The sequence below is a fragment of the Arthrobacter sp. L77 genome (genome assembly GCF_000816565.1).
GTDB lineage: Bacteria > Actinomycetota > Actinomycetes > Actinomycetales > Micrococcaceae > Arthrobacter_D > Arthrobacter_D antioxidans.
The window spans coordinates 311,899-337,098 of record NZ_JWSU01000001.1; the positions used below are offsets into that span (position 1 = coordinate 311,899).

Annotated in this window: 24 protein-coding genes; 13 read left to right on the top strand and 11 right to left on the bottom strand. The window is 68.9% G+C overall.

Annotated features, from left to right (window positions below):
- The first annotated feature begins 56 nt into the window (after positions 1–56).
- From RY94_RS01545 to RY94_RS01555, 3 genes are all read left to right on the top strand, one after another.
- Positions 57–425, top strand: a complete 369-nt coding sequence (locus RY94_RS01545; protein ID WP_043440851.1) for a YciI family protein — start codon at positions 57–59, stop codon at positions 423–425.
- The gene (locus RY94_RS01550) at positions 422–1,690 is read left to right on the top strand and encodes an RNA polymerase sigma factor (RefSeq protein ID WP_043440853.1); all 1,269 of its coding nucleotides are present in this window, start codon (positions 422–424) and stop codon (positions 1,688–1,690) included. Before RY94_RS01545 ends, RY94_RS01550 begins: the two co-directional genes overlap by 4 nt.
- A gap of 450 nt (positions 1,691–2,140) precedes the next feature.
- Complete coding sequence (locus RY94_RS01555; protein ID WP_156134968.1) at positions 2,141–2,704, top strand: hypothetical protein; 564 nt, start codon at positions 2,141–2,143, stop codon at positions 2,702–2,704.
- 426 nt (positions 2,705–3,130) lie between these two features.
- On the opposite strand, the gene RY94_RS01565 is transcribed toward RY94_RS01555, so the two are convergent.
- Together RY94_RS01565 and RY94_RS17595 are read right to left on the bottom strand one after the other, a co-directional pair.
- Complete coding sequence (locus RY94_RS01565; protein WP_156134969.1) at positions 3,131–3,580, bottom strand: hypothetical protein; 450 nt, start codon at positions 3,578–3,580, stop codon at positions 3,131–3,133.
- Positions 3,581–4,188: 608 nt separating this feature from the next.
- Positions 4,189–4,596, bottom strand: coding sequence for a hypothetical protein (locus RY94_RS17595; protein ID WP_156134970.1), 408 nt, complete (start codon positions 4,594–4,596; stop codon positions 4,189–4,191).
- A gap of 297 nt (positions 4,597–4,893) precedes the next feature.
- Between RY94_RS17595 and RY94_RS01570 the strand changes: the two genes are divergently transcribed.
- Positions 4,894–5,061 carry a hypothetical protein gene (locus tag RY94_RS01570; protein ID WP_231554370.1) on the top strand — a complete coding sequence of 56 codons (168 nt, stop codon included), beginning with the start codon at positions 4,894–4,896 and terminating at the stop codon, positions 5,059–5,061.
- 407 nt (positions 5,062–5,468) lie between these two features.
- Entirely contained in the window at positions 5,469–5,828 is a 360-nt protein-coding gene (locus tag RY94_RS01575; protein WP_043440862.1) for an oxygenase MpaB family protein, read from the top strand.
- Between the two features lie 139 nt (positions 5,829–5,967).
- Here the strand turns inward: RY94_RS01575 and RY94_RS01580 are convergent, their stop codons facing one another.
- Positions 5,968–6,819 (bottom strand): SAM-dependent methyltransferase, encoded by an 852-nt coding sequence (locus RY94_RS01580; protein WP_043440864.1) that lies wholly within the window; start codon positions 6,817–6,819, stop codon positions 5,968–5,970.
- A 130-nt stretch (positions 6,820–6,949) separates the two neighbouring features.
- Between RY94_RS01580 and RY94_RS17600 the strand changes: the two genes are divergently transcribed.
- A complete protein-coding gene (locus tag RY94_RS17600) occupies positions 6,950–7,093 on the top strand; it encodes a hypothetical protein (RefSeq protein WP_197060562.1) in 144 nt (47 codons plus the stop codon).
- Between the two features lie 31 nt (positions 7,094–7,124).
- Here RY94_RS17600 and RY94_RS01585 read toward each other — a convergent pair whose 3' ends face one another.
- The 6 genes from RY94_RS01585 to RY94_RS01610 form a co-directional block, all read right to left on the bottom strand.
- Positions 7,125–7,826: an HAD family hydrolase gene (locus RY94_RS01585; RefSeq protein ID WP_043440865.1), complete on the bottom strand. Its 702-nt coding sequence runs from the start codon at positions 7,824–7,826 to the stop codon at positions 7,125–7,127.
- Between the two features lie 109 nt (positions 7,827–7,935).
- A complete protein-coding gene (locus RY94_RS01590; protein ID WP_043440868.1) occupies positions 7,936–9,150 on the bottom strand; it encodes a class I SAM-dependent methyltransferase in 1,215 nt (404 codons plus the stop codon).
- Between the two features lie 9 nt (positions 9,151–9,159).
- Positions 9,160–9,918 (bottom strand): iron ABC transporter ATP-binding protein, encoded by a 759-nt coding sequence (locus RY94_RS01595; RefSeq protein ID WP_043440870.1) that lies wholly within the window; start codon positions 9,916–9,918, stop codon positions 9,160–9,162.
- A 13-nt stretch (positions 9,919–9,931) separates the two neighbouring features.
- Entirely contained in the window at positions 9,932–10,945 is a 1,014-nt protein-coding gene (locus RY94_RS01600; protein WP_197060563.1) for an iron chelate uptake ABC transporter family permease subunit, read from the bottom strand.
- Entirely contained in the window at positions 10,935–11,948 is a 1,014-nt protein-coding gene (locus tag RY94_RS01605; RefSeq protein WP_052273810.1) for an ABC transporter permease, read from the bottom strand. The genes RY94_RS01600 and RY94_RS01605 overlap by 11 nt, the downstream gene beginning before the upstream one ends.
- 29 nt (positions 11,949–11,977) lie before the next feature.
- A complete protein-coding gene (locus tag RY94_RS01610) occupies positions 11,978–12,928 on the bottom strand; it encodes a siderophore ABC transporter substrate-binding protein (protein ID WP_043440872.1) in 951 nt (316 codons plus the stop codon).
- A gap of 321 nt (positions 12,929–13,249) precedes the next feature.
- On the opposite strand from RY94_RS01610, the gene groES reads away from it, so the two are divergent.
- Both groES and groL read left to right on the top strand, forming a co-directional pair.
- Positions 13,250–13,546: a co-chaperone GroES gene (gene groES / locus RY94_RS01615; protein WP_043440874.1), complete on the top strand. Its 297-nt coding sequence runs from the start codon at positions 13,250–13,252 to the stop codon at positions 13,544–13,546.
- A 75-nt stretch (positions 13,547–13,621) separates the two neighbouring features.
- Positions 13,622–15,235: a chaperonin GroEL gene (gene groL, locus RY94_RS01620; RefSeq protein WP_043440877.1), complete on the top strand. Its 1,614-nt coding sequence runs from the start codon at positions 13,622–13,624 to the stop codon at positions 15,233–15,235.
- Positions 15,236–15,471: 236 nt separating this feature from the next.
- On the opposite strand, the gene RY94_RS01625 is transcribed toward groL, so the two are convergent.
- The gene (locus RY94_RS01625) at positions 15,472–17,106 is read right to left on the bottom strand and encodes a ribonuclease J (RefSeq protein ID WP_082045971.1); all 1,635 of its coding nucleotides are present in this window, start codon (positions 17,104–17,106) and stop codon (positions 15,472–15,474) included.
- A 305-nt stretch (positions 17,107–17,411) separates the two neighbouring features.
- Between RY94_RS01625 and RY94_RS01630 the strand changes: the two genes are divergently transcribed.
- From RY94_RS01630 to RY94_RS01640, 3 genes are all read left to right on the top strand, one after another.
- Positions 17,412–19,478, top strand: coding sequence for an acyltransferase family protein (locus RY94_RS01630; protein WP_231554371.1), 2,067 nt, complete (start codon positions 17,412–17,414; stop codon positions 19,476–19,478).
- A 132-nt stretch (positions 19,479–19,610) separates the two neighbouring features.
- Positions 19,611–21,137: an IMP dehydrogenase gene (gene guaB / locus RY94_RS01635; protein WP_043440879.1), complete on the top strand. Its 1,527-nt coding sequence runs from the start codon at positions 19,611–19,613 to the stop codon at positions 21,135–21,137.
- A gap of 36 nt (positions 21,138–21,173) precedes the next feature.
- Entirely contained in the window at positions 21,174–23,003 is a 1,830-nt protein-coding gene (locus RY94_RS01640; protein WP_052273811.1) for an ABC transporter ATP-binding protein, read from the top strand.
- A gap of 41 nt (positions 23,004–23,044) precedes the next feature.
- Here RY94_RS01640 and RY94_RS01645 read toward each other — a convergent pair whose 3' ends face one another.
- Complete coding sequence (locus RY94_RS01645; protein WP_052273812.1) at positions 23,045–23,413, bottom strand: hypothetical protein; 369 nt, start codon at positions 23,411–23,413, stop codon at positions 23,045–23,047.
- A gap of 121 nt (positions 23,414–23,534) precedes the next feature.
- Between RY94_RS01645 and RY94_RS01650 the strand changes: the two genes are divergently transcribed.
- Together RY94_RS01650 and RY94_RS01655 are read left to right on the top strand one after the other, a co-directional pair.
- Positions 23,535–24,674 (top strand): GuaB3 family IMP dehydrogenase-related protein, encoded by a 1,140-nt coding sequence (locus tag RY94_RS01650; protein WP_043440882.1) that lies wholly within the window; start codon positions 23,535–23,537, stop codon positions 24,672–24,674.
- A gap of 17 nt (positions 24,675–24,691) precedes the next feature.
- A complete protein-coding gene (locus tag RY94_RS01655; RefSeq protein ID WP_043440883.1) occupies positions 24,692–25,183 on the top strand; it encodes a PTS sugar transporter subunit IIA in 492 nt (163 codons plus the stop codon).
- Positions 25,184–25,200: the final 17 nt, after the last annotated feature.

The following is a 25,200-nucleotide window of genomic DNA, read 5'->3' on the forward strand; positions in this document are numbered from 1 at the left end:
GGGCTTGCTCGTTCGCTGTATGGGTGTAACGGTTTCACTGACGAAAGGACATCACCGTGAAGTACGTGATCATGTTCACCAGCATTCCCGCGCTCGACGCGCAGGTACCTGCGGACAAGCAGCAGGAGGCCTACGGCCGCATGTACCAGTGGTTCGGGGACAACGCGGCGCAGATCGCGGATGGCGGGGCGCAGCTGCAGCCGGTCGAGACGGCCACCACCGTGAAGTACAGGGAGGGCGGAACGGTGGTTGTCGATGGACCGTTCTCCGAGGCCAAAGAGGTTGTCGGAGGCTTCCAGGTCATCGACGTCCCGGACATGGACGCAGCGATCGCCCTGGTGAAGACGTGGCCGGGGCTGGAACTCCCCGGCGTCGGCGTGGAGATCCGCCCGATGGTGACGGACTACAGCCAACTCGAGCAGTGACCGAATCGGATGCCACGGCGGGGCCGAGCGGCGGGGCCGCGGCATCCGATCTTCTCCTCGCGCGGGTCGTGCGTGAGGAGTCCGGCCGGATCGTTGCCTCCTTGGCCGGGTCGCTCGGCCGCCTCGACATCGCCGAAGAGGCGGTGGCCGAGGCTGTCGAGGAAGCGCTGCGCGCGTGGCGGGGCAACGGGATACCGCCGAACCCCGGTGGGTGGCTCACCCAGGCTGCACGTCACAACGCCCTCGACCGGCTCCGCAGAGAGGACCGCTACCGCGAGAAGCTGGCGGGCATGGCACCCGAGGTCGAGTGGGGGTATGCGACTGCGGATCCAGCCGACACCGATTCGTCCGATGAGATCGACGACCGGCTGCCGCTGCTGTTCGGCTGCTGCCACCCCGCACTGTCGCAGGAGGCTCAACTCGCACTCACACTGAGAGCGGTGTGCGGCCTCACCACTGCTCAGATCGCACGTGCCACCTTCAGCACCGAGCCGGCTACAGCGCAGCGCATCGTGCGCGCCAAACGGAAGATCGGCGCCACCGGCATCCCGCTGCGCATCCCCGACGGGCCGGACCGGGCGGAGCGGCTCGACATTGTTCTCACGGTCGTTTCGGTGATGTACAACGAAGCTCATCTCGTTGCCGGCGGCGACGCCACCCCGAATCGCGACCTCGCCGACGACGCGCTGTGGCTGGCAGGCGTGATCGCGGCGGCGCTGCCGCGCGAGGCGGAAGCCCACGGCCTCCTCGCGTTGCTGCTGTTCCACCGCGCGCGCGAGTCGGCCCGGTCCGTGGACGGCGAACTGGTGCTGCTGGCCGATCAGGACCGGTCGAGATGGAACGAAACTCTCATCGTTCGCGCACGCGCCGAGCTGGAACAGGCCGCCCGGTTACGTCGCCCCGGCCGTTGGCAGCTGCACGCGGCGATCGCCGCGTGCCACGCGGATGCCGAGACCGCAGCGGAAACCGACTGGCTGCAGGTCCTCGTTCTCTACGACCTGCTCCTCGGCTACGACCCATCGCCTGTGGTGCGGCTCAATCGCGCCGTCGCGCTGGATCGGGTGGGAGCCCCCGCAGCAGCGCTCAGCGAGGTCGACGCCCTCCAGACACACCTGGGGCGTGCACACCTCTGGCACGCCGTCCGCGCGCACCTACTGAGGCGACTCGGCCGTGACCACGAGGCCCTTGCGGCGGACCTCCGCGCCCTGGAACTCACCGCGAACGACGCCGAGCGCCGACTCCTCGCAACGCGCACCCATCGGTGACCCGTGCCATCACAGGTCTGACAGTCAGCCCTCATCGCCGCCGGCGTGCCCGGGGAAAGACGTCATCCGGGCTCCGGAGGGCGGTGCCGACAGCGACGTAGGACGCGTAGGTGAGCCGGATGAGTCGTGGCACGAGCGCCCCGGCCTTCCCACACCGTCGCGCAAGCCGATCCTCCTCCGGTCACGTCAGAAACCGGCTGAAGGGCCGCCCGGTTGTTCGACACAGCAGTGTGTCGGATGCCGTGACGTGAGACTGGCAACTCGAGCTCCTCGGGACGATGCGTCGGGCTCATGGTTGGATAAGCCATGGGGATTCGGAGGAAAACGCTCATCGGCGCAGGCATCATCATGGCCATTGCCCTGGGGTCGACCGGGTGCACTCTCGACGACGGGGAACGTGAAGGTCCGCCTGTCGTGGTCGGTGAATCGGCGCCGGCGACAGCGGAGCCCATGGACCGTCTGGCCAATCGAATGGTCGGCCTCACCGATCTCCGGGGAGCCCCGCTCTACGTCATCCCGGAAGCCCAGACCCGCACCTACCTGGAGACCCTCGAAAAGCCGCCCCCGGCCGAGGAGTACACACCCTCCGAGTGCGCCCCGGACACACCATTGCCCCTACCGCCGGCTGATCTCGAAGCAGCGATCGGGCGCAACGATTTCGACGACGATGTCGACCTGATCGTGGAAATCTTCACTGCGCCCGACGCCGAAGGACTTGCCGCCTACCTCATCGGCACCGACCCTGAATCGCCGCCGCGCTGCATGGATTTCAGCGTGGCGACCGCCGCGTTCACGCATGACGTCTCCTACACGAGCGTGGAATCAGTGCCGATAGGAGACCGTGCCAGCAGCCTCCGCTACAGCACCACCCAGTACGGTTCGACCACACACCATCTGAGAGTCACAGCACTGAACGGCCCCCTCGCCGCATCGATCCTCCTCTCAACCGTGGAACCCGCGGATCAGACCATGACAGACGCCGTCCTTCGCCTCACCCAACAAGCCGTCAGCTAACGCGAGAGCCTCGTCAAGGAGCACCAGGACAGCCCGTGTAGGCATCGTTGAGCGGGGCGCCGCTGGTGCATCGTGGTGAGATGCGATCGGGTATGCGGAAGTGGAAAGCTTCGGTCACGTCAGTGCTGGCGTTGCTCAGCGAACGGGATCCGTACGGGCTGCAGCCCGGCACGCCGGAGGGTGCGCCCCACGATGAGTACGAGCTCGAGGCAGGCCCCATCGTGAGTCTGTTGCTCAAGAACGGATCAGTCCGTAGTGACGAAGTGGACGCTATCTGGGTGACATGGTTCGAAGAACCCTTGAGCGAGGTCATCGGTGCTGAGGAGATGGGGTCTGCTGCACGGATAGGTGACATCTGATCTGGCTTGCCGAATGATGTGTGCGGCCGGGCGCCAATGTGCCGATGACGTGGGGACTTACTCCCCGTTAGGGTGCGACGACATCGATGATGGCCTTGGTCTTCGACGCCTCACGTTCGGGACCGCCCGGTGCATCCGCGTGATAGGTCAGGACGCCATAGGCCCGCGGAGGAAGATCGGCCCCGACCAAGATCGTGAAGCTGTAATTCCCCGCGGCGTCGGCGATCGCCACCTGCTCATCCATCACCATGCCGTCGGACTGGTAGATGCCCATGTTGATGATGATCTGCTGTCCTGGCCGGTAATCGCTGCCGATGATCGTGAACGAGGACCCTTGGGTGACGGTGGCGCGCACCGCGCCCCACTCGCGCTGAGGCGTCACCACGGTGGTAGTGGGCACCTCGGGCTCGACGGCCGGCGGTGCCACAACGTCGGGCGCGGGCGCCGGCTCGATGGATGGTGCTACGGGCGGAGCCAGCGGCGGCATGGCAGGCGCCTCGACGGCCGGCGGTGCCACGGGAACTTCGGGCGCTGCCTCCTCTGCTGGCGGAGCCGACTCGGTCGACGGCGCGGCAGACGCTGTTGCTGAGGGTGAGGCGGACGGTGCTACGGATGGTTTCGCGGTGGCGCTGGGCGATGCCGAACCAGTCGTGGCAGCAGCGTCAGGAGCCGCGGCAGGCTCGTCGGCAGGGCTGGAACAGCCTGCGAGAAGAGCGGTGATCGCAGCGAGGGCGAGAAGGGAGGGCAGCTTGGTCACGGACGTAATTCCTTGGGACGAGGTGGCGTGGACGACGAGGAATCGCCCGGCAAGAACCCTGCCCTGCTTCATCCCCCGAGGCGGACATTACCTCCGAGTGATCACTCCGGGTATAGCGCGAGGGCGAGGTGTGCAAATCGTTATTCGCGGCGCCTCCAGGCAGTCCATCGCGTCGCCTTGTGACCCAACCGGTAGGCGGCGACAGGGGGTGGTGCTATGCACCGATGGCAAGGGCCCGCCGTCATATCCGACGTAACCGCTAGCTTCAGAGCTTCTTGTGTGACTCCAACAAGCCGTACCGGATGGCGATCCTCCTCGGGGACGCATGTTCCAGAAGCGGGATGGGTCACAAACCGCCCTTTGGGTGCTCAGAAGCAGGTGGTAGCGGCAAGCTCGATGGTCATCGTCGTGTCAGCCGTGTACTGCTGACCGTCAATGGAGTAGGTCACGCGAATTCCCTCCGCTGTTCCTTGCGCTTCGGTCGTCTTGTCGACGGCGACTACAACGTTCGCGGCGGCGTCCGGGGATAATTCGAACAGACCGGGCTGTTGCGCGGTCGCCCATGCAGCCTTTTCCTGTGGGTCCTCAGGTTCCGTTGATCCCGCCCCGAGGACGAAACCGTTCTCTCCATCTATGGGAAATATGTAGCCGTCAAGCAACTCGAGGTTATTCGCCTCAACGAGTGAAATGTCCTTCAGAATGAGTGTTTCATCCCCCTCATTGACGACGACATTGCCAACTGCTGCAGCTCCTTGAGGAGGCTGCACTATGCACAACTCGGAAGGGTCCCCTCCTGCGGAGAGAGGACCATTTTGTGCAGAGCCGCCGCCGGAATACGCGGCTTGTGTACGTATCAGCCCGAGGCAGACGATGACTGCAAGAAGTCTAGGAGCGGTCAGGGGTTGGGCCTTCTATTGAGGCGAGAGCGTAGTGAAGTAACAGTACGTTTAGCCGATCGGCACCAACGGGCGCCACGCGGTCAAGGGTCCCGTTGTGATCTCTCTAAGCGGAGCTAAGGGCGGCTCGGTGATACTGGGTCCTAAGCTCACAGGATGGGCCAAACACTATGGATTGTGTGCCAGGACGAAACGCCGCACAACACTATCTTGGGTGTGTTCGAGACGGAAGCGGAGGCGAGCAGCCTTGCCGACGAGGTTCAGGATCGCTTCCCAAACGGAGTGATCTATTTCAGTTGGGTAGTCGGGACGAGCTACGACGAGGGCACCCGTTACTCCACCTAGGACCTCGGTCGCTGTCGTTGCAACCGCCCGCAGAAGGATCGGTGAACGAAAGGTGTTGTTGGAGAGGGAGTAGCTCTAGTCCTCCTTCGGCATCTAGGGCACGCTGGGGTCCATGCGGAAGGGACGCTAAAAGCAACGACGCCCAACGAGGTGCAGTGTGGGCACGGATGGAACGAGCCGATCATCCGCCCCCTGCTTACCGGCATCGACTCCGAAGCGCCGACGCTCTTCTGACTATGGGAGGGCGCATTCGGCCACTTGGCTTGGTGGTCCGATTCGCGGGCATCCGTCCAGTCTCTGAGTCCCCGCGTCGATCGCCGTGTCAGGGCCGTGTTCTACGCTGTGTCGTGGAGTCCTGTCCGGGGCGTCGGTCGTACCCGACCTACCGTCGTTGGAGCATCATGCCTGTGAGCTCGATCCTGCGCCCCGCCGAGTTTGCTCACCGCGTCCGCAGCGCGTTCCGTGCCCGGGTCTCCGGAGACCCCACCGGGGCACCGGACTGGGTGCGCGACATTGCTCTGGTCGGGGAGGGGCCAGGCTTGTTCGAACCCGACGGCGTCGTCTGGCAGGTCCACGGTGGCCTTTCCACTTTGGTCGGCGGCGTCGCGGCCCTCCTCGGACAGGGCGCACACCCGCTCGCGATGGCCGGGGTCGCACGGCACTCCTCCTACCGCAGCGACCCCTGGGCACGCTGCGCGAGCCGACGAATCACGGTAATTCCAAGCGTCCCACCGATCGAAGTCATCGGAGACATCCTGTTGCGATGACCGCCAGAATCCACCGATCCCTCAGCGGGCGAACTTCGGTCGTCGTGACGGAATGTGCCCTTTGACCGGACGATCAATGGAGATTCGCCGCGCCCGTGCTTTCGACAGAGTTTTCCAACGGGATCAGCGGATCGGACCACTAGCAAGGCTTGTCGAATACGCCCTGGATGAACACCGTGCGCCCGGCGTCGGTGTTGCGCCCGGAGTTACTCATCTTGACGGCTGCCTGTTCTCCCAGCACGAGATGCATTCCAAGCGGAGGAGGGGCGCTGGAGCCGCTCGCACCCGACGCTTGCGCCTTCGCCTGCTGTGCCTTGCGCGCCGCCACGATGTCGGCGGTAATGTCGCGCCAGGTGCGCTCCAGGAGACCTGCACCGCGGATCAACCCGCGGAGGGATTCCGCATCGGCCAGATGGCTCTGGTTGGGGCGGCTCGCCCATGGGACCGGAAGCTCGATCGGCTCGCCGTTCCCAGCGCAGATTTCCTGGCAGACGAACAGCCCGCCCGGCCTGAGTACCCGGGCGATCCCGGAATACAGGCGGCGCTTGTCCCGGATGTTCATCTGCATTTGTATCGTCCACACCACGTCGAAGCTGGACGCGGCGAACGGAAGCTCCAGGGCATCACCCGCCTGAAAGCGGGTGCGATCGGACAACCGCGTCATCCGAGAAAGGGCGTTGGCCACCCCGCAGAATTCAGGCGAGAGATCGATGCCTGTCACGTCGCAACCCAAAGTTGCGGCGAGGTAACGCGCCGGGCCGCCCAACCCGCTGCCCACGTCGAGCACTCGCGATCCTGGCGGAATCTTTGCAAGCTCCACCAATGCGCGCGTGGCCGAACGTCCCGCGGAGTGAAACTCGTCGGCCGGCGCGAGATCTTCGTGCGTGAGCGAGTCCAGGTCCTTGCCGAGAGCTTGCAACCCCGCCACGATTCGCGGCAGAAGTCCGCCCGGCTCGTAGTGACGAAGCATTTCCTCGTGCGAGTCGCCCATGGACGCAAATCCTGCGCGGATTTCGGGGAGCCGTCAAGTAAGCGCTTGCTCCCACCACCCCGTCACCCTCCCTCCTCCGGCAGGAGGGAGGGTCTGGCCTGTGCCCGCGATGATCAGAATCATCCGCTGGTTGCTCACTGCAAGCACCCGCTGCAGCTACCTGTTCGTCAGCGCCATCCTCCACCTGCCGCTGCTGCGCCGCCCGCCTGCCAGCCGGCACGCACCGGCGCGCAACATCGCGCCGCCGGCACCGACGCCCTCACCGACGTCCTGATCTTCCGCAGACGCCCCGCTACGACGCCCCGCTACGACGCCGCGAGCCGGCGCAGCGGTCCGTCCTCGAACGCGTCGAGCAGGGCGCTGATGTCCTTGTAGACCTCCACCGCCCCGGCCTCCCGCAGCTCCGCCTCGCTCGTGCCGCCCGAGGCGAGCCCCACCGACGGGATCCCCAGTGCGGCCGCGGCCTTGACGTCCCAGATCGAGTCGCCGACGAACACGGTGTTCGCCGCGTCGAGCCCGCCGGCCTCGAGCGCTGCCGCCAGGATGTCCGGGGACGGCTTGCTGTTCTCGGCGTCGGAGGAGCTGGTGGCGGCGCTGATGGCGTCGTCGGCGCCGATGATGCCGCGGGACACGGCCACCTCCTGCTGCGAGGAGGAGGAGGCGAGGACCACGGTCAGTCCGTGGTCGGCGCAGCGGCGCAGGAGGTCGCCGGCGCCCTCGAAGGCGCGCAGGCCCGGCCAGTAGCTCGAGAAGAGGGCGCTGTGCGTGGCGTCGAGGTCGGCGTCCTGGCCGGTGTCGCGGTCGTCGCCGAGCAGGTGCGCCACGAGCTTGTCGCCGCCCATCCCGATGGCACGGTGGATCTCGGCCAGCGGCACGTCGTGGCCGAACCGCCGGAAGGCCTGCCACCAGGCCATGGTGTGCTGGTAGTTGGAGTCGACGAGGGTGCCGTCCACGTCGAACAGCACCCCGTGCCGTGTGTCCGCCGCTGTGCTGGTGCCCTCTGCCATGTGCTGCCTTCCGCCGGGGTGGATGTCCTCCCGACCGAGTCTAGGAACCCGGACACACCGGGGTCGTCGCGGATCTCCGGTTGCGGGGGGCGGGGAAGTGTGGCCGCGCTCAGGCGGCGGGGACGGGCTCGACGACGATCGCCACGCGGTCGTCCCCGATGCGCGTCAGGACGAGGGTGGCCTTCTTCCGGCCCTTGCCCGATCCGGTCAGCAGCTGCCGGCGGACCTCCTCGGGGGTCACCGAGGTGCCGCGCTTCTTGATGTCGAGCACCCCGATCCCCTCGGCACGGACCCAGGCCTTCAGCGCCCTGACGTTGTAGGGCCGGACCTCGAGGACCCGGTAGGCGCGTGCGAAGGGGGTGTCGGTGAACGTCGGCGCGCTGATGTAGGCGATCATCGGATCCAGCAGGTGCCCGCCCAGCTGCGCGGCGAGATCCGCCACGAGCTCGGCGCGGATGACGGCGCCGTCCGGCTCGTAGAGATACCCGGCGGGTTCGCCGACGGCGGGTGTGGGCCCGTCGCCGAAGTCCCGCTCCGACACCATCTCCGCGGCGCCCTGCGCCCCGAGGACGAGGGCGGCTCGCCGGACGCGCTCACGGCGGAGCGCGTTGAACCAGAGGGCCACCTCGGTGACGTCACCGTCCACGGAGACCCACTGCGCCTCGCAGGTCGCCGGGATGGACGCGTGCGGCATGCCCGGGCCCATCTTGACGCCCACCGGCATGCCGCCGTCCGCGAGTCCCTGCACGAAGGACAGCGGGGGTGAGAACGCCTCCGGGTCGAAGAGGCGGGACGTGCCCGACGTCGTCGTCGTCCTGCGCGCCGGGTCGAGCCAGACGCCGTCGAATGCCGTGGTGTCGACGGTGGACGCGTCCGCGTTGACGACGCGCGCGTTGGGGAAGGGGAGCAGGTTCATGGTCGCGGCCGCGGCGGTCGTCTCGTCGAGCTCGACGGCGGTGACCTCGCGCTCGAGGGTGGCCAGGGCCATGCTGTCCGCGCCCAGCCCGCAGCCGAGGTCGGCGATCCTGACCAGTCCGGCGTCCACGAAGCGCTGGGCGTGGCGGGCGGCGACCGTCAGGCGCGTGGCCTGCTCGAGGCCTGCGATCGTGAAGATCATGCGCTCCGCGAACGGGCCGAACTTTGCGGACGCCTTCGCGCGGAGCCGTGACTGCGTGAGGGCGGCGGCGACCACCTCGGGGGAGTAGCCGGCCTTCCGTAGCTGCCCGGTGAGGCGCAGGCTGTCGGCCTCGGTGTAGGGGCCGAGGGAGTTCAGCAGTTCCCAGCCCTCCGTGGTCAGGATGTCCGCGATGTTGTCCGACGCCATGCTGCCAGCCTAGGCGAAGTACACGCCGATCCTGTTGCCGCGGATCTGCTCCACCTGGATCTCGACGTCGTACACCTCGCGCAGCACGGCCGGCGTCATGATCTGCTCCGGGGCGCCCTGGCGGATGAGGGCGCCGTCGCGCATCGCGAGGATCGTGTCCGAGTAGCAGGAGGCGAAGTTGATGTCGTGGATGACCAGCACCACGGTCTTCCCGAGGTCGTCGGCGAGGCGGCGGAGCAGGCGCATCATGTCCACGGAGTGCTTCATGTCGAGGTTGTTGAGCGGTTCGTCGAGCAGGACGTAGTCCGTGTCCTGGGCCAGCACCATGGCGATGAACGCCCGCTGGCGCTGCCCGCCGGAGAGCTCGTCGACGAAGCGGTGGGCGAGGTCCGTCAGGTCGAGATAGTCGAGGGCGCGGTCGATGTGCTCGCGGTCCACGACGGTGGGGCGGCCGTTGTTGTGCGGGAAGCGGCCGAAGCCCACGAGGTCGCGGACGGAGAGCCGGACGGTCAGCTGGTTCTCCTGGCGCAGGATGGCCAGGGTCCGCGCGAGGGCGGGCCCCGCCGTCCTGCTGACGTCCAGCCCGTTCACCACCACCGACCCGGCGTCGAGGGGGAGGAGCCGGCTCATCATGGACAGCAGGGTGGACTTGCCCGCGCCGTTCGGTCCGATGATCGAGGTGACGCCGCCCCGGGGGATGGTGCAGCTGACGTCGTCGACCACCGTGGCGGCGCCGTAGCGCTTGGTGGCACGGTCGATGGTGATCATCGGGTACGGCCTTTCATCGGATACGGCCTTTCAGGAGGAGGACGAGGAAGACGATGCCGCCGGTGAACTCGATGACGATGCTGAGCGCGGTGTCGAACGCGAAGACCTGCTCGAGGACGAGCTGCCCGCCGACGAGCGCTATCACGCCGAGGAGGACGGCGACGGGGAGCACCACGGCGTGCCGGAACTGGCTGCAGAGCTGGTACGCGAGGGCTGAGACGAGCAGGCCGAAGAACGTCGCCGGGCCCACGAGTGCGGTGGAGACGGCGACGAGCACCGAGCAGATCACGAGGACGAGCGTCACGGTGCGCCGGTAGTCGACGCCCAGGCCCACCGCGGTGTCGCGGCCGAGGGCGAGGACGTCCAGCCGGTGGCGGAGCCGCCAGGCGGGGACGCACAGCCCGACGACGGCGACCGCGGAGATCAGCAGGAGCAGCGGGTCGACCCGGTTGAAGCTCGCGAAGAACAGGTCCTGCAGGATGATGTACTCGCTCGGGTCCATCAGCCGCTGCAGGAGCGAGGAGGCACCCCGGAAGAACACGCCGAACACGATGCCGACGAGCAGCAGCAGATGGAGGCTGCGCCCGCTGCCCAGGAACAGCCACCGGTACAGCAGCCAGGAGAAGCCGACCATGAGGGACACCTCGAGGGCGAAGCGGACGGGGGCACCCAGGGTGAGGAGCGTCCCGGCGCCGAGCACGAACGCCAGCACCGTCTGGATCAGGATGTAGAGCGCGTCCAGTCCCATGATCGACGGCGTGAGGATGCGGTTGCCGGTGACGGTCTGGAACAGCACCGTGGACACGCCCACGGCGACGGCGACGAGCACCATCGCGCCGACGCGGTTCAGGCGCCGGGGGAGCACGTACGCGAGGTTGCCCTCGAGGCCCACCAGGAGGAACGCCGCGACGAGGGCGGCAGCGGTGACGCCGAGGACCACCAGCCAGGCGGCGGGCGGGATGGACCGCACGGGTCTCCGCGCGGACTGCAGGACGGCGGTCGGCAGGGCGCTGGTCCTAGCGCGCACCGGCGTTCCTCCTCACGAGCAGGGTGATGAACAGGATGCTGCCCACCACGGAGACGATGACGCCCACCGGCACCTCGTAGGGGAACCGGATGATGCGCCCGAGGATGTCGCAGGCGAGGACGAAGACCGCTCCGACGACGGCGATCCAGGGCACGGCGCGGCGCACGTTGTCGCCGATCAGCAGGGACACGAGGTTGGGGACGATCAGCCCGAGGAACGGGATGGCTCCGACCACCACGACGACGACGGCGCTGATGAGGCTCACGAGCACCAGGCCGAGGTTCATGGTGCGCCGGTAGTCCAGCCCGAGGTTCGTGGTGAACTCCTCGCCCATCCCGGCGACCGTGAATCGGTCCGCGCAGAGGTAGCCGACCACGGCGAGGACGGCGACGATCCACAGCAGTTCGTAGCGGCCGCGGACGAGCCCCGAGAAGTCGCCGATCATCCAGGTGTTGAGGGTCTGCAGGAGATCGAACCGGTAGGCGACGAACGTGGTCACCGAGGCGATGACGCCGCCGAGCATGATACCCACGAGGGGGACGATCAGGGTGTTGCGCAGCGGGATGCGGCGCAGGACGGCCAGGAAGAGGGCGGTCCCGGCCATCGCGAAGACGGCGGCGACGAGCATCTTCCCCATGATCGGCGCTCCGGGCAGGACGAGCGTGGCCACGAGGATGCCCGCCGTGGCGGACTCGACCGTCCCCACCGTGGAGGGTTCCACGAACCGGTTCCGGGCCATGAGCTGCAGGATGAACCCGGCGATGCTGAGGGCGACGCCGGCCAGGACGAGCGCCAGCGTGCGCGGCACGCGACTGACGAGGACGGTCTGCCAGGCCCCTGCATCACCGGCCAGCAGATCGGCGGGCGAGACGTCGGAGACGCCGACGAAGAGGCTGGCGACGGCGAGCAGCAGCACGGTTCCGCCGGCCGGCCACAGGGCGGGTGACCGGCGGGAGCCGTGCTGCTGGACCGGCCGCTGCGGCCGGAGGGCGAGTGCTGCCATGGAGGCGCCTGCCGCGGTGCGGTGGGCGGTCAGTCCGTGACGGCGTCGTCGACGGCCGAGACCATGGCGTCGAGGTTGTCCAGGCCGTAGCCGATCAGGTACCAGCTCGCGGAGTCGAGGTAGGTGATGGCGCCGTTCCGCGCAGCAGTCGTCCCGTTCACGAGGTCGTTGTCGAGGACCGCCGCGCCGGCCGCTCCGGCCTCGCCGATGGCAGCGTCGCGGTCGATCACGAACAGGTGGGCGGGGTCGACCTCCGCGATGTACTCGAAGGAGACGGCCTCGCCGTGGGTCCCCTCGTGCGTCACTTCGGCGGCGGGTTCCACGCCGAGCACGTCGTGGATCAGGCCGAACCGGGAGCCGGCGCCGTACGCGGTGACCTCGCCCGCGCTGGTCATCAGGACCAGGGCGTCCCCTGCGGAGGCGGCGGCGTCCTTCGTCCCGGCGATCGCCGCGTCGAGGGCGGCCAGACGGTCGGCGACCTCCTCCTCGACGCCGAAGATCCGGCCGAGGGACTCCGTGTGCTCGGCGAAGCTCGCCATGGGGTCGGCCGCATCGATGCTCAGGTCGATGGTGGGGGCGATCGCGGAGAGGTCGTCGTAGGAGTCGGCGACGCGGCCCGAGATGATGATGAGGTCGGGGGCGGCCGCGGCGATCGCCTCGAAGTCGGGTTCCTTCATGGACCCGATGGCGGTGATGTCCCCTCCCTCGTAGGCCGAGAGCTGCGCGGGCAGGGTGCCCTGCGGGACACCGTCCACCTCGACGCCGAGCGCGTCGAGCGTGTCCAGGGCGCCGAGGTCGAAGGTGAAGACCGTCTGCGGGTCCACCGGCACCTCGGTGGTCCCCTGGGCGTGCTCGATCGGGACGGTCGGGGAGGCTGCGGGCTCGCCGGCGGCGTCGGAGGACCCGCCGCACGCCGTCAGGGCGAGGCTGGCTGCGGCGGCGGCGGCGGCGGAGAGGACGGCGAGGCGCACGTGTGACATGGATGGACTCCGGGGGGAAGGGGCCGGGCGGCCCGCGGACAGCGAGGTAAGGAAAGCCTTACCTCACCGAATGTAGGCGACGTGTGGGAAATTACGCAAACGAAGCGTGACGTATTAGGACGCGGGTCCGTCCCGGCCTGCGCGCACGGTCATGGGCTGGCACTCACCTTGACCGAGTGCCAGCCCTTGCATACAGTCGGAGTTGGCACTCGCTCATGGCGGGTGCTAATCCCGAGGGAAGCGTTCGCCGGCACCGCGACGACGGTTCACGCCCAGCCCGACGGCCCCCAGTCCATTGGTATCGAACGCAAAGGAGAGCCCGTGTCGGTCTCTATCAAGCCGCTTGAGGATCGTATCGTTGTCCGCCCGCTCGAAGCCGAGCAGACCACTGCTTCCGGCCTCGTCATCCCGGACACCGCCAAGGAGAAGCCCCAGGAGGGCGAGGTCGTGGCCATTGGACCCGGCCGCGTCGATGACAACGGCAACCGCGTTCCCGTCGACGTCGCCGAGGGCGACATCGTCATCTACTCGAAGTACGGCGGAACCGAGATCAAGCAGGGCGGCCAGGAGTACCTCGTGCTCTCCGCCCGCGACGTCCTCGCGATCGTCGTCAAGTAACACCCCGATTGGAGAAGCCCCGGCCCGAAGTGGCCGGGGTTTTTCTCGCTGCACAAGCCTGAAAGGAACCAACGAATGGCAAAGCAGTTGGAATTCAACGACGCCGCCCGCCGTGCCCTCGAGGCCGGCGTGGACAAGCTCGCGAACACCGTCAAGGTGACGCTGGGCCCCCGCGGACGCAACGTCGTGCTCGACAAGAAGTGGGGCGCCCCCACCATCACGAACGACGGCGTCACGATCGCCCGCGAGGTCGAACTCGACGACCCGTACGAGAACCTCGGCGCCCAGCTCGCCAAGGAGGTCGCCACCAAGACGAACGACGTCGCCGGTGACGGAACCACCACCGCCACGGTCCTGGCCCAGGCACTCGTCAAGGAAGGCCTCCGCAACGTCGCCGCCGGCGCCGCTCCGGGCCAGCTCAAGCACGGCATCGAGGTGTCGGTCCAGGCCGTCGCCAAGCGCCTGCTGGAGAACGCCCGCGAGGTCGTCGGTCAGCAGACCGCCGACGTCGCCTCCATCTCCGCCCAGAGCACCGAGGTCGGCGATCTCCTCGCAGAGGCCTTCGACAAGGTCGGCAAGGATGGTGTGATCACCATCGAGGAGTCCTCCACCACGCAGACGGAGCTCGTCCTCACCGAGGGCATGCAGTTCGACAAGGGTTACCTCTCGCCGTACTTCGTGACCGACGCCGAGCGCCAGGAAGCCGTCCTCGAGGACGCGCTCATCCTCATCAACTCCGGCAAGATCTCCTCGCTGGCGGAGTTCCTGCCGCTGCTCGAGAAGGCCCTGCAGGCCGGCAAGCCGCTGTTCATCATCGCCGAGGACATCGAGGGCGAGGCGCTCTCCACCCTGGTGGTCAACAAGATCCGCGGCACCCTGAACGTCGTCGCCGTCAAGGCTCCGGGCTTCGGTGACCGCCGCAAGGCCATGATGCAGGACATCGCCACCCTCACGGGTGCGCAGGTCGTCTCGCCGGACCTCGGCCTGAAGCTGGACCAGGTGGGCCTCGAGGTGCTGGGTTCCGCACGCCGGATCACCGTCACCAAGGACGCCACCACGATCGTGGACGGCACCGGCAGCGAGTCCGACGTCGCCGACCGCGTGGCGCAGATCCGCGCCGAGGTGGAGCGCACCGACTCCGACTGGGACCGCGAGAAGCTCCAGGAACGCCTCGCGAAACTCGCCGGCGGAATCGGCGTCATCAAGGTCGGCGCGGCCACCGAGGTGGAGCTCAAGGAGAAGAAGCACCGCATCGAGGACGCCGTGTCCTCGACGCGTGCGGCCCTCGAAGAGGGCATCGTGGCCGGCGGCGGGTCCGCGCTGGTCCACGCCGGCAAGGCACTCGACACCGATCCGGACGTGCTGGCACTCGAGGGCGACGCGGCCACCGCCGTCGGCCTCGTCCGCCGCGCGCTCGCCCAGCCGCTGCGCTGGATCGCCGAGAACGCCGGCCACGAGGGCTACGTCGTCGTCGCGAAGGTCTCGGACCTCGAGGTGGGCCACGGCTTCAACGCCGCCACCGGCGAGTACGAGAACCTCATCGAGGCCGGCATCATCGACCCCGTCAAGGTCACGCGCTCTGCGCTGCAGAACGCGGCCTCGATCGCGGCCCTGGTGCTCACCACGGAGACCCTCGTGGTCGAGAAGCCCGAGGAATCCGACGATGAGGGCCACGGCCACTCGCACTAGTCACAGGGGCTCCGGCCCGCTGCGTCCCTGAAGCACCCCGGCTCTGCGGAGCCGGGGTGCTTCTGCGTCCGGGCTGGTTGGCAGCCGGGCGGCGTCGCTCCTGCCCACCCGCCGCGGCCGCCCCGTGGGCATGGTCGAACATTCCCACCCGACGGGTGCAGCCAGTGGGATCAGGCCGGACAACGACGAGGCCCCGGCACCCAACGGGTACCGGGGCCTGCTCGTGGTGCTTCGGGTCAGGCGTCGACGACGATCGCGTTGACGACGGGCTGGCGGTTGTAGAACCGTCGCATCCAGTTCGCCGTGGCCCGCTCGATGATGTCCTCGGGGTCCTGGCGGCGGCCGCCCTGGCGGTTCGAGGCGGCATCGCGCAGCGCCTTCTCGACGGCGGCGCCGGCCTTGTCGAGGTCCTCGTCGGAGCAGGAGAAGCCCTTGGTGAAGAACTCGGGTGCCTCGACCATGTTGCCGTTGTCGGGGTCGATGATCGCGAGGATCGTGACGACGCCCTCCTCGGCCAGGCGGCGGCGCTCCACGAGGTCCTCCTCGGTGATGCCGCCCACGCTGTCGCCGTCGACGAAGACGAGGCCGGCGTCGACCTTGCCCGAGATGGTCGCACGGCCGCGGACGAGGTCCACGGTCACGCCGTCCTGCGCGAGGACCACGTTGCGGGGATCGACGCCGGTGGCGACGGCGATCTCCGAGTTGGCCCGCAGGTGCCGCCACTCGCCGTGCACCGGCATGACGTTGCGGGGCTTGACGATGTTGTAGCAGTAGGCGAGCTCGCCGGCGCTGGCGTGGCCGGAGACATGCACCTTCGCGTTGCCCTTGTGGACCACGTTGGCGCCGATCTCGGTGAGCGCGTTGATGATGCCGTAGATCGCGTTCTCGTTGCCCGGGATGAGCGAGCTGGCCAGCAGCACCGTGTCACCCTCGGTGATCCGGATGGCGTGGTCGTTGTTGGCCATGCGGGACAGCGCGGCCATCGGCTCACCCTGCGAGCCCGTGCAGATGAGGACCACCTTGTGGTCGTCGCTGCGCTCGAGCTTCTTGAAGTCCACGAGCAGGCCCTGCGGGATGTTCAGGTAACCGAGATCCGCGGCGATGGTCATGTTGCGCACCATCGAGCGACCCACGAAGGCCACCTTGCGGCGGTGGCGGTGGGCGGTGTCGATGATCTGCTGGATGCGGTGGATGTGGCTCGCGAAGCTGGAGACGATGATCCGGCGCGGGGCGGTGCGGAACACGGCGTCGATCGCGGGGCCGAGGTCCTTCTCCGACGTCGTGAAGCCGGGGACGTCCGCATTGGTGGAGTCGGTGAGGAACAGGTCCACACCCTCCGCGCCCAGCCGGGCGAAGGAGCCGAGGTCGGTGATGCGCTTGTCGAGCGGGAACTGGTCCATCTTGAAGTCGCCGGTGTGCAGCACCATGCCGGCCGCGGTGCGGATGGCGACGGCGAGGCTGTCCGGGATGGAGTGGTTCACGGCGACGAACTCGAGGTCGAAGCCGCCCATCGTGCGCCGCTCGCCCTCCTTGACCTGGATGGTCTTCGGGGTGATGCGGTGTTCCTTGAGCTTGGCCTCGATGAACGCCAGCGTGAGGCGCGATCCCACCAGGGGGATGTCGGCGCGTTCCTTGAGCAGGTAGGGCACACCGCCGATGTGGTCCTCGTGGCCGTGCGTGAGGACAACGGCCACGACGTCGTCGAGGCGGTCGCGGATGTAGGAGAAGTCCGGCAGGATCACGTTGATGCCGGGCTGGTGCTCCTCCGGGAACAGCACCCCGCAGTCCACGATGAGCAGCTTGCCCTCGAACTCGAAGACGGTCATGTTTCTGCCGATTTCACCGATACCTCCGAGAGCGACGATGCGCATGGCTCCCTTGGCCAGTTCCCGTGGTGCTTTCAGTGCGGCAGGTCTTTTATTCACAGATCAGGTTTCTCTCGTTGGTGGGGAGCGGCGGGGGATCGGCCGTCAGACGAGCGTCGTCGAGGCCGGTGGACCCGGCGATTCCGTTCTGGTGGTCCCCTGCGTTCGGGGAAGATACTCCTCCTAGAGTACGGGGTTCGGCGCGCGGGCGGGGTCCGGCGGGTCCGCCGCGATGCCGGACGACGACGGCCGGGCAGTAATCTGGAGCTTTGCGTCCCTTTCCCGTGCCCGTCCCGCAGAGGAGGAACAGCGTGGTCCCCACCCTGGTGAGCGCTGCTCCGGCAGGTCCGCCGGTGGCGTCCCGGACGTCGTCCGCCGGCGGCGACACCCGCCGTTTCCGCCCCGAGGTGCAGGGGCTGCGCGCCCTCGCCGTCGCGATGGTGGTGGTCTACCACGTCTGGCTGGGCCGGGTGTCCGGCGGTGTGGACGTCTTCCTGCTCGTCTCCGCCTTCCTGCTGACGGTCACGTTCACACGGAGGCTCGAGGCGCAGCAGCCCCTCGCGCTCGTCGCGTACTGGCTGAACCTGCTGAAGCGGCTGCTGCCCGCCGCCGTCGTGGTCCTCCTGTCCGTCCTCGCCGCGACGGCCGTGTTCGTGCCGAGCTCGCGGTGGCGTGCGGTGTTCGACCAGACGTGGGCGTCGCTGACGTACCGGCAGAACTGGGAGCTGGCGGGCAACGCCGTGGACTACTACGCCCTGGACCACAGCGCGGCCAGCCCGCTGCAGCACTTCTGGTCCCTGTCCATCCAGGGGCAGGTGTTCCTGCTGTGGCCGCTCCTCTTCGCGGCGGCCGGCGCGCTCGTCGCCGTCACGCGCCTGCGTCCGCGGCCCGTGCTGATGGCCCTGTTCGGCGCGCTCTTCGTGGTGTCGCTCGCGTTCTCGGTGTGGCAGACGGGGGCGGACCAGGCGGCGGCCTACTTCGACACGCGCGCCCGGCTCTGGGAATTCGCCCTCGGGTCGCTCGTGGCGCTCGCCCTGCCGTACGTGGTGCTCCCGCGGCGCGTGCGGGTGGTCCTCGGCTGGGCCGGTGTCGTGATGATGCTGGCCTGCGGTGTCCTCCTGCAGGTGCAGCAGCAGTTCCCGGGCTTCGTGGCCCTCTGGCCCACGCTGGCCGCGGCCGCGGTGATCGTCGCGGGCCGCACGGACAGCCCGGCGGGCGTGGACCGCTGGCTGTCCTCGGGGCCGCTCCTGCGGCTCGGCGGTGCGTCCTACGCCCTCTACCTGTGGCACTGGCCGATCCTGGTCGTCTGGCTCGTCGTCGCCGGCCGGCAGGAGGCCGGGCTGCTCGACGGCGCCGTCATCATCGGCGCCTCCCTCGTGCTGGCCGGGCTCACCACGCGCTTCGTCGAGGAGCCCGTGCGCTCGTGGTCCTGGCCCTCCGCGAAGCGCCGGCGCACGGGCCTCGTGGCCGCCCTGGCCCTCGCCCTCGTGGCCGTCCCGCTCTCCGGCTGGGAGTACCGGGTGCAGGCGCAGGAGGCGGCCGTGGAGCAGCAGACGCGCGAGGACAACCCGGGCGCCGAGGCCCTCCACCCCGACTTCGAGTACCGGGGCGCGGAGGACGCGCTGGTGACGCCGCTCGCGAGCAGCCTCGGCGCGGAGTGGGCCGCCGTGGACGGGCCGTGCTCGGACGCCCTGATGCCCGCCGACCCGCAGCTGTCCTCGTGCGTCCAGACGGGGGACGAGGCGACGGCGGAGCGGACCGTGCTGGTGCTGGGCGACTCCCACTCGCAGATGTGGATGACCGCGCTCGGTGCCATGGCCGAGACGAACGACTGGCTCGCCGTGTCCGTGCACCGGCCCAACTGCCGGTTCGTCGATGCACGCGAGAGCGTGGACCCGGAGTGCCACGCATTCAACGAGGCCGTCCGTGCCTACGCCCTGGACCTCGCCCCGGACGCGGTGCTCACCGTCGGGACGCGGACGGACTGGAGTTCACCGGCCGAGGAGGTCCCGGCCGGCTTCGAGGCGGGCGTCACGCCGCTCCTGGACGCCGGCATCCCCGTCGTCGCGCTCCGCGACACACCGCGCTTCGAGGAGGACATGGCCGAGTGCACGGCCCGCCACGCCGCCGACCCCGCGGCCTGCGACGTCCCGGCGTCGGAGGTGCTCGCGCCGTCGTCGCCCCTCCTGCCCCTGGCCGGACGGCTGCCCGGCCTCGACCACGTGGACCTGACCGACGTCGTCTGCGCGGGGGCGACCTGCCCCGGGGTGGTGGGGAACGTCCGCGTGTACATGGACCGCGACCACCTCTCCAGGACGTACGTGGAGACCACCGTCCCGGTCTTCGAGGACCGCTTCACGGCCGCCCTCGGCTGGTGACGTGAGCGCTGTCACCGGAATAGGGCACCTCCCCGATCCGTTCTAGACTGTCAGGGCCCGTCGGCGCATCCACACCGCCGCTCCAGAGCCCGGACACCACCCCCACCGGTCGACATCGAAAGAGGCGCAGCAGTGACCCAGCAGTCAGGCCAGAACGAGACCCACGACCCCTTCGGATTCATCGGCCTGACGTACGACGACGTGCTCCTGCTCCCCGGCCACACCGACGTCATCCCCTCCGAGGCCGATACGTCCTCCCGCATCTCCAAGCGCATCACGGTGAAGACGCCCCTGCTCTCCTCCGCCATGGACACCGTCACGGAAGCCCGGATGGCCATCGCCATGGCGCGGCAGGGCGGGCTCGGCGTGATCCACCGCAACCTGTCCATCCAGGACCAGGCGGACCAGGTGGACCGCGTGAAGCGCAGCGAGTCCGGCATGATCACCAAGCCGCTGACCATCGGCCCGGACGCCACGCTGCAGGAACTCGACGAGCTCTGCGGGCACTACCGCGTCTCCGGCCTGCCCGTCGTGGACGACGCGGGGCGCCTGCTCGGGATCGTCACCAACCGCGACACGCGCTTCGTCCTCGAGCGCGACTTCCCGCGCACGCTCGTCCGCGACGTCATGACGAGGATGCCCCTCGTCACCGGCGCCGTGGGGATCAGCGGCGACGACGCCATCAACCTCCTCGCGAAGAACAAGATCGAGAAGCTCCCGCTCGTCGACGACGAGGGGATCCTCCGCGGGCTCATCACCGTCAAGGACTTCACGAAGGCCGAGCAGTACCCCCTGTCCACCAAGGACGACGACGGCCGCCTCAGCGTCGGCGCGGCCATCGGCTTCTTCGGCGACGGCTGGGAGCGCGCCATGGCCCTCGTCGAGGCCGGCGTGGACGCCCTGTTCGTCGACACCGCCAACGGCCACAGCGCGGGCGTCCTCGAGATGATCTCGCGCCTCAAGGCGGAACCGTCCCTGGCGCACGTCGACATCATCGGCGGTCAGGCCGCCACCCGCGAGGGTGCGCAGGCCCTGATCGACGCCGGCGCCGACGGCATCAAGGTGGGCGTGGGCCCGGGCTCCATCTGCACCACCCGCGTGGTCGCCGGCGTCGGCGTCCCGCAGGTCACCGCCATCTACGAGTCGGCGAAGGCGGCCATCCCCGCCGGGGTGCCCGTGATCGCCGACGGCGGCCTCCAGTACTCCGGTGACATCGGCAAGGCCCTCGTGGCCGGAGCCGACACCGTGATGCTCGGCTCGCTCCTCGCCGGCTCCGCCGAGGCGCCGGGCGAGCTGATCTTCGTCAACGGCAAGCAGTTCAAGACGTACCGGGGCATGGGCTCGCTCGGCGCCATGCAGACCCGCGGCAAGAACACCTCCTACTCCAAGGACCGCTACTTCCAGGCGGACGTGGCCGGCGACGACAAGCTGATCCCCGAGGGCATCGAGGGCCGCGTCGCCTACCGCGGGCCGCTCGCCTCCGTGGCCTACCAGCTGGTCGGCGGTCTGCGCCAGACCATGTTCTACACCGGAGCCCGCACCATCCCCGAGCTGAAGGCCAAGGGGAAGTTCGTGCGCATCACCGCCGCCGGCCTGAAGGAATCCCACCCGCACGACATCCAGATGACGGTCGAGGCACCCAACTACGGCTCCAAGTAGGGCGCCGCGCGTGACCCCCCGGGCGGGAGGGGGCGCGTGAGCGGTCTGCCGCAGCCCCAGGTGGCCGCCCGCCGCAAGCTCCGGCTGGGACCGTACGCCCGCGCCGTCGGGCAGGTCCTGGTGGTCAGCGCGAAGGCGTCGCCGGGCGCCGTGGCGATGAAGGTCGCGGGCTCCCTGATCTCGGCGGTCCTGCCGCTGGTCACCACCTACTACGCCGCGCTGACGACGACGGCGCTGGCCGCCGCCTACGCGGGGGACCCGGATGCCGGGCGGTCCGCCGTCGTCTACGTTGTCGTCACGGCCGTCCTCGGGCTGCTCTGGGGGGCGTTCACGAGCGTGGACCGCTACATCCAGCAGGTGCTGAGCTTCCGCGTCGGCGCGATCGTGGGCGACCGCATGTACGAGCGGTTCCTCGCCCTGGAGTTCTGGCGGTACGACGACAAGGAGACGATCGACCTCTACGACCGCGCCCGCCGGTTTTCCGACTCCTACGCGCGCGTGCTCGACCGCATCGCCGCCATCTTCACGCAGCTGGTCTCCGTGCTCCTCGCCATCGGGGCGCTGCTCCTGGTCAGCTGGTGGATCGCCCTGATCGTGCTGGTGGCCATCATCCCCAGCGTCTACCTGCAGTTCCGGCTGGCGCGCGAGCAGATGGCGCACTGGAACACGCAGGTGGACTCCCGGCGGCAGCGGCGCATGATCGAGACCAACCTCATGAAGCCGCAGCACATCGCCGAGATGCGCCTCTACGGGATCGTCCGGTACCTCATGGACCTACGCTCCACCCTGCGGGACGCCGACGAGAAACGGCGCCTCGACTTCCAGAAGCGGTACATCCCCAAGCAGCTGCTGGCGGACGCCCTGCAGTACGGCGCCGAGCTGCTCGCCCTCGTGTGGATCGTGGGGCAGATCATCGCGCGCGCCCAGCCGGTGGGGCAGTTCCTCTACGTGCAGCAGATCGTCAGCCGGGCCCTCAGCACGGCCAACAGCCTGGTGTCCTCGCTGAGTTCCATCGACGAGGACCTCGCGAACCTGAAGGACTACGAGCAGTTCATGGACTTCCCGCTGTCCACGGCCGCGACGGGACGCCTGGCGGACGCGCCGTCCGCCGTGGAGCTCCGCGACATCCACTTCACCTACGCCGGCGGGGAGGCGGAGGTCCTCAAGGGCATCTCGATGACCTTCGAGCGGGGGACCCACGTGGCCGTCGTGGGCGAGAACGGGGCGGGGAAGTCCACGCTCATCCGGGTCCTCGCGGGCCTGTACCAGCCGAGCAGGGGCACGGTGCTGCTCGACGGCCGGGACCTGCGGGACATCCGCATCGACGACTGGCACCGGCACCTCGCGGTCATGTCGCAGGACTTCCTGCGGTACGAGTTCGCGACGGCGGAGAACAACATCTACTTCGGCGACGTCCACAGGCCGCGCGACGACGGGCGGGTGCGCCGGGCCGCGCGCGACGCCGAGGCCGCGGAGTTCATCGGGAAGATGCCGAACGGGTTCGGGAACTACGTCAGCAACTGGATGGAGGACCCCCGCGGGCGCAAGGGCAGCGGCCTGTCCGGCGGCCAGTGGCAGCGGCTCGCCATGGCCCGCAACTTCTACCGGGACGCGCCGTTCATCGTCCTGGACGAGCCGACGTCGGCCATCGACGCGCTCGCCGAGCACCGCATCTTCACGCGCCTGTTCGCCGACCGCTCACGGACGATCATCGCGATCAGCCACCGCCTGGCGACCATCGAGAAGGCCGACGCCGTGTACATGCTCGAGGACGGCCGGGTCGTGGAGTCCGGCACGCACCGCGAACTCGTGGCGCTGCGGGGCCGGTACTTCAGGATGTTCGAGAGCCAGCTGCCGGACACCTGACCGGTGCCCGGGACCGCGGCCCGGCGCGGGCTCCGCGGAGCTCACCCGGCGACGTCCTCCGCCTGCTCGTGGTCGTCCCGCTCCTCCTCATGGCCGATCGACCTCTCCTCGAGGAACTGGCACAGGGACGCCGCGACCAGGAGTTCCGCGGCGAGGCCATGCAGCTCCGCGGCGGCCAGCTCCGTGTCCTCGCTGCGGGCACCGAACGAGATCGACCACCGCGGGTCGCCCACGGCAACGGGCTGCATGTAGATCTCGGTGGTGTCGTTCCTGAGCGGCACGATCACGAGCCCGGTGTCGGCGCCACCGGCGCCGTCCTGCACCACGACCGAGATGAGTGCGCCGCCCTCCCGGGTGGTCCTGAACTCGTCGATCCAGGTCTCCAGGGTCTGCTTGCTCCGGAACGGCATCCCGTCGTCCTTCCTCGATAGTCCTCGTCCGGTCTCCAGACTATGGGGCCCGGCGTTCCCGCCCGACCGCGCTCGGGGACACGACACCGGCCTGGAGGGCGCGCTGGGCTAACCTAGAGCAGTGACTTACGAGATCGAGATCGGCCGAGGCAAGCGCGGACGCAGGGCATATTCGCTGGACGACGTGGCGGTGGTGCCCTCCCGCCGCACCCGTGATCCGCTCGACGTCTCGGTGCAGTGGCAGATCGACGCCTACCAGTTCGAGATGCCCGTCGTCGCGGCCCCCATGGACTCGGCGATGTCGCCCGCCACCGCGATCGCGATGGGCCGGCTCGGCGGCCTCGGTGTCCTGAACCTCGAGGGTCTGTGGACCCGCTACGAGGACCCGCAGCAGGCCCTCGACGAGATCGCGGGACTGAGCGCGGAGAACTTCAGCCCGGCCGCCACCCGCCGCATGCAGGAGATCTACGAGGCCCCGATCCAGGCCGAGCTCATCACGAGCCGCCTCGCCGAGATCCGCGAGGCCGGGGTGACGGTCGCCGGGTCGCTGACGCCGCAGCGCACCCAGCAGTTCTACAAGACGGTCCTCGCGGCCGGCGTGGACATCTTCGTGATCCGCGGCACCACGGTGTCCGCCGAGCACGTGTCCAAGAACGAGGAACCGCTCGACCTCAAGAAGTTCATCTACGAACTCGACGTCCCCGTGATCGTGGGCGGCGCGGCCGGCTACACCCCGGCCCTGCACCTGATGCGCACCGGCGCGGCCGGCGTGCTGGTCGGCTTCGGTGGGGGCGCGACGACGACGACCCGCCGCGCGCTCGGCATCCACTCGCCGCTCGCCTCCGCCATCGCCGACGTCGCCGGCGCACGCCGCGACTACATGGACGAATCCGGGGGGCGCTACGTCCACGTGATCGCCGACGGCGGCATGGGCGCCAGCGGCGACATCGTCAAGGCCATCGCCATGGGCGCGGACGCCGTCATGCTCGGCTCCGCGCTCGCCCGCGCCGAGGAGGCTCCCGGTCAGGGATGGCACTGGGGCCAGGAGGCCCACCACCCTGAACTGCCGCGCGGCGACAGGGTCAACATCGGCACCGTCGGGCCCCTGCAGGAAGTGCTGTGGGGTCCGTCCCACCACACGGACGGCACGTCCAACCTGATCGGGGCGCTGCGGCGCGCGATGGCCACCACCGGGTACTCGGACCTGAAGGAATTCCAGCGGGTGGAAGTAGTCCTCTCGCCGTACGTCTCGGTCGACTGAACCCCGAAAGGCACCCCGTGAGCGAGAAGCCGCTCGATCTGTACGACGCCGAACTCACCACCCCCGACCTCGTGATCCTCGAGATGGAGGCGGCCTCCAAGGAGGAGGCGGCCGCCCAGCTCGCCGGCCGCCTGTACGCGGCGGGCAGGATCTCGGACCTCCAGGCCTTCCTCGACCAGGTCAACTCCCGCGAGCACCAGATGGCGACGGGCCTGCCGGGCGGCGTTGGCCTGCCCCATGCGCGCAGCAAGTACGTCAACCAGACCTCGATCGCCGTCGGCGTGACGCGCTTCGGTCACAGCCTCGACTTCGGCGCCGTGGACGGTCCCGCCACCCTCGTCCTCCTCATGGCCACGCCCGCGCAGTCCTTCTCGGAGCATCTCGAGGTCCTCGCGACGATCGCCCGCAGCCTGTTCAAGGAGAACTTCCGGGAGTCGCTGCGCCGTGCGCACGACGCAGAGGTGATCGCCGAACTGATCAACTCCTCGCTGGTCTTCTTCGACCACTAGCCGCGGGCGGCCTGTCC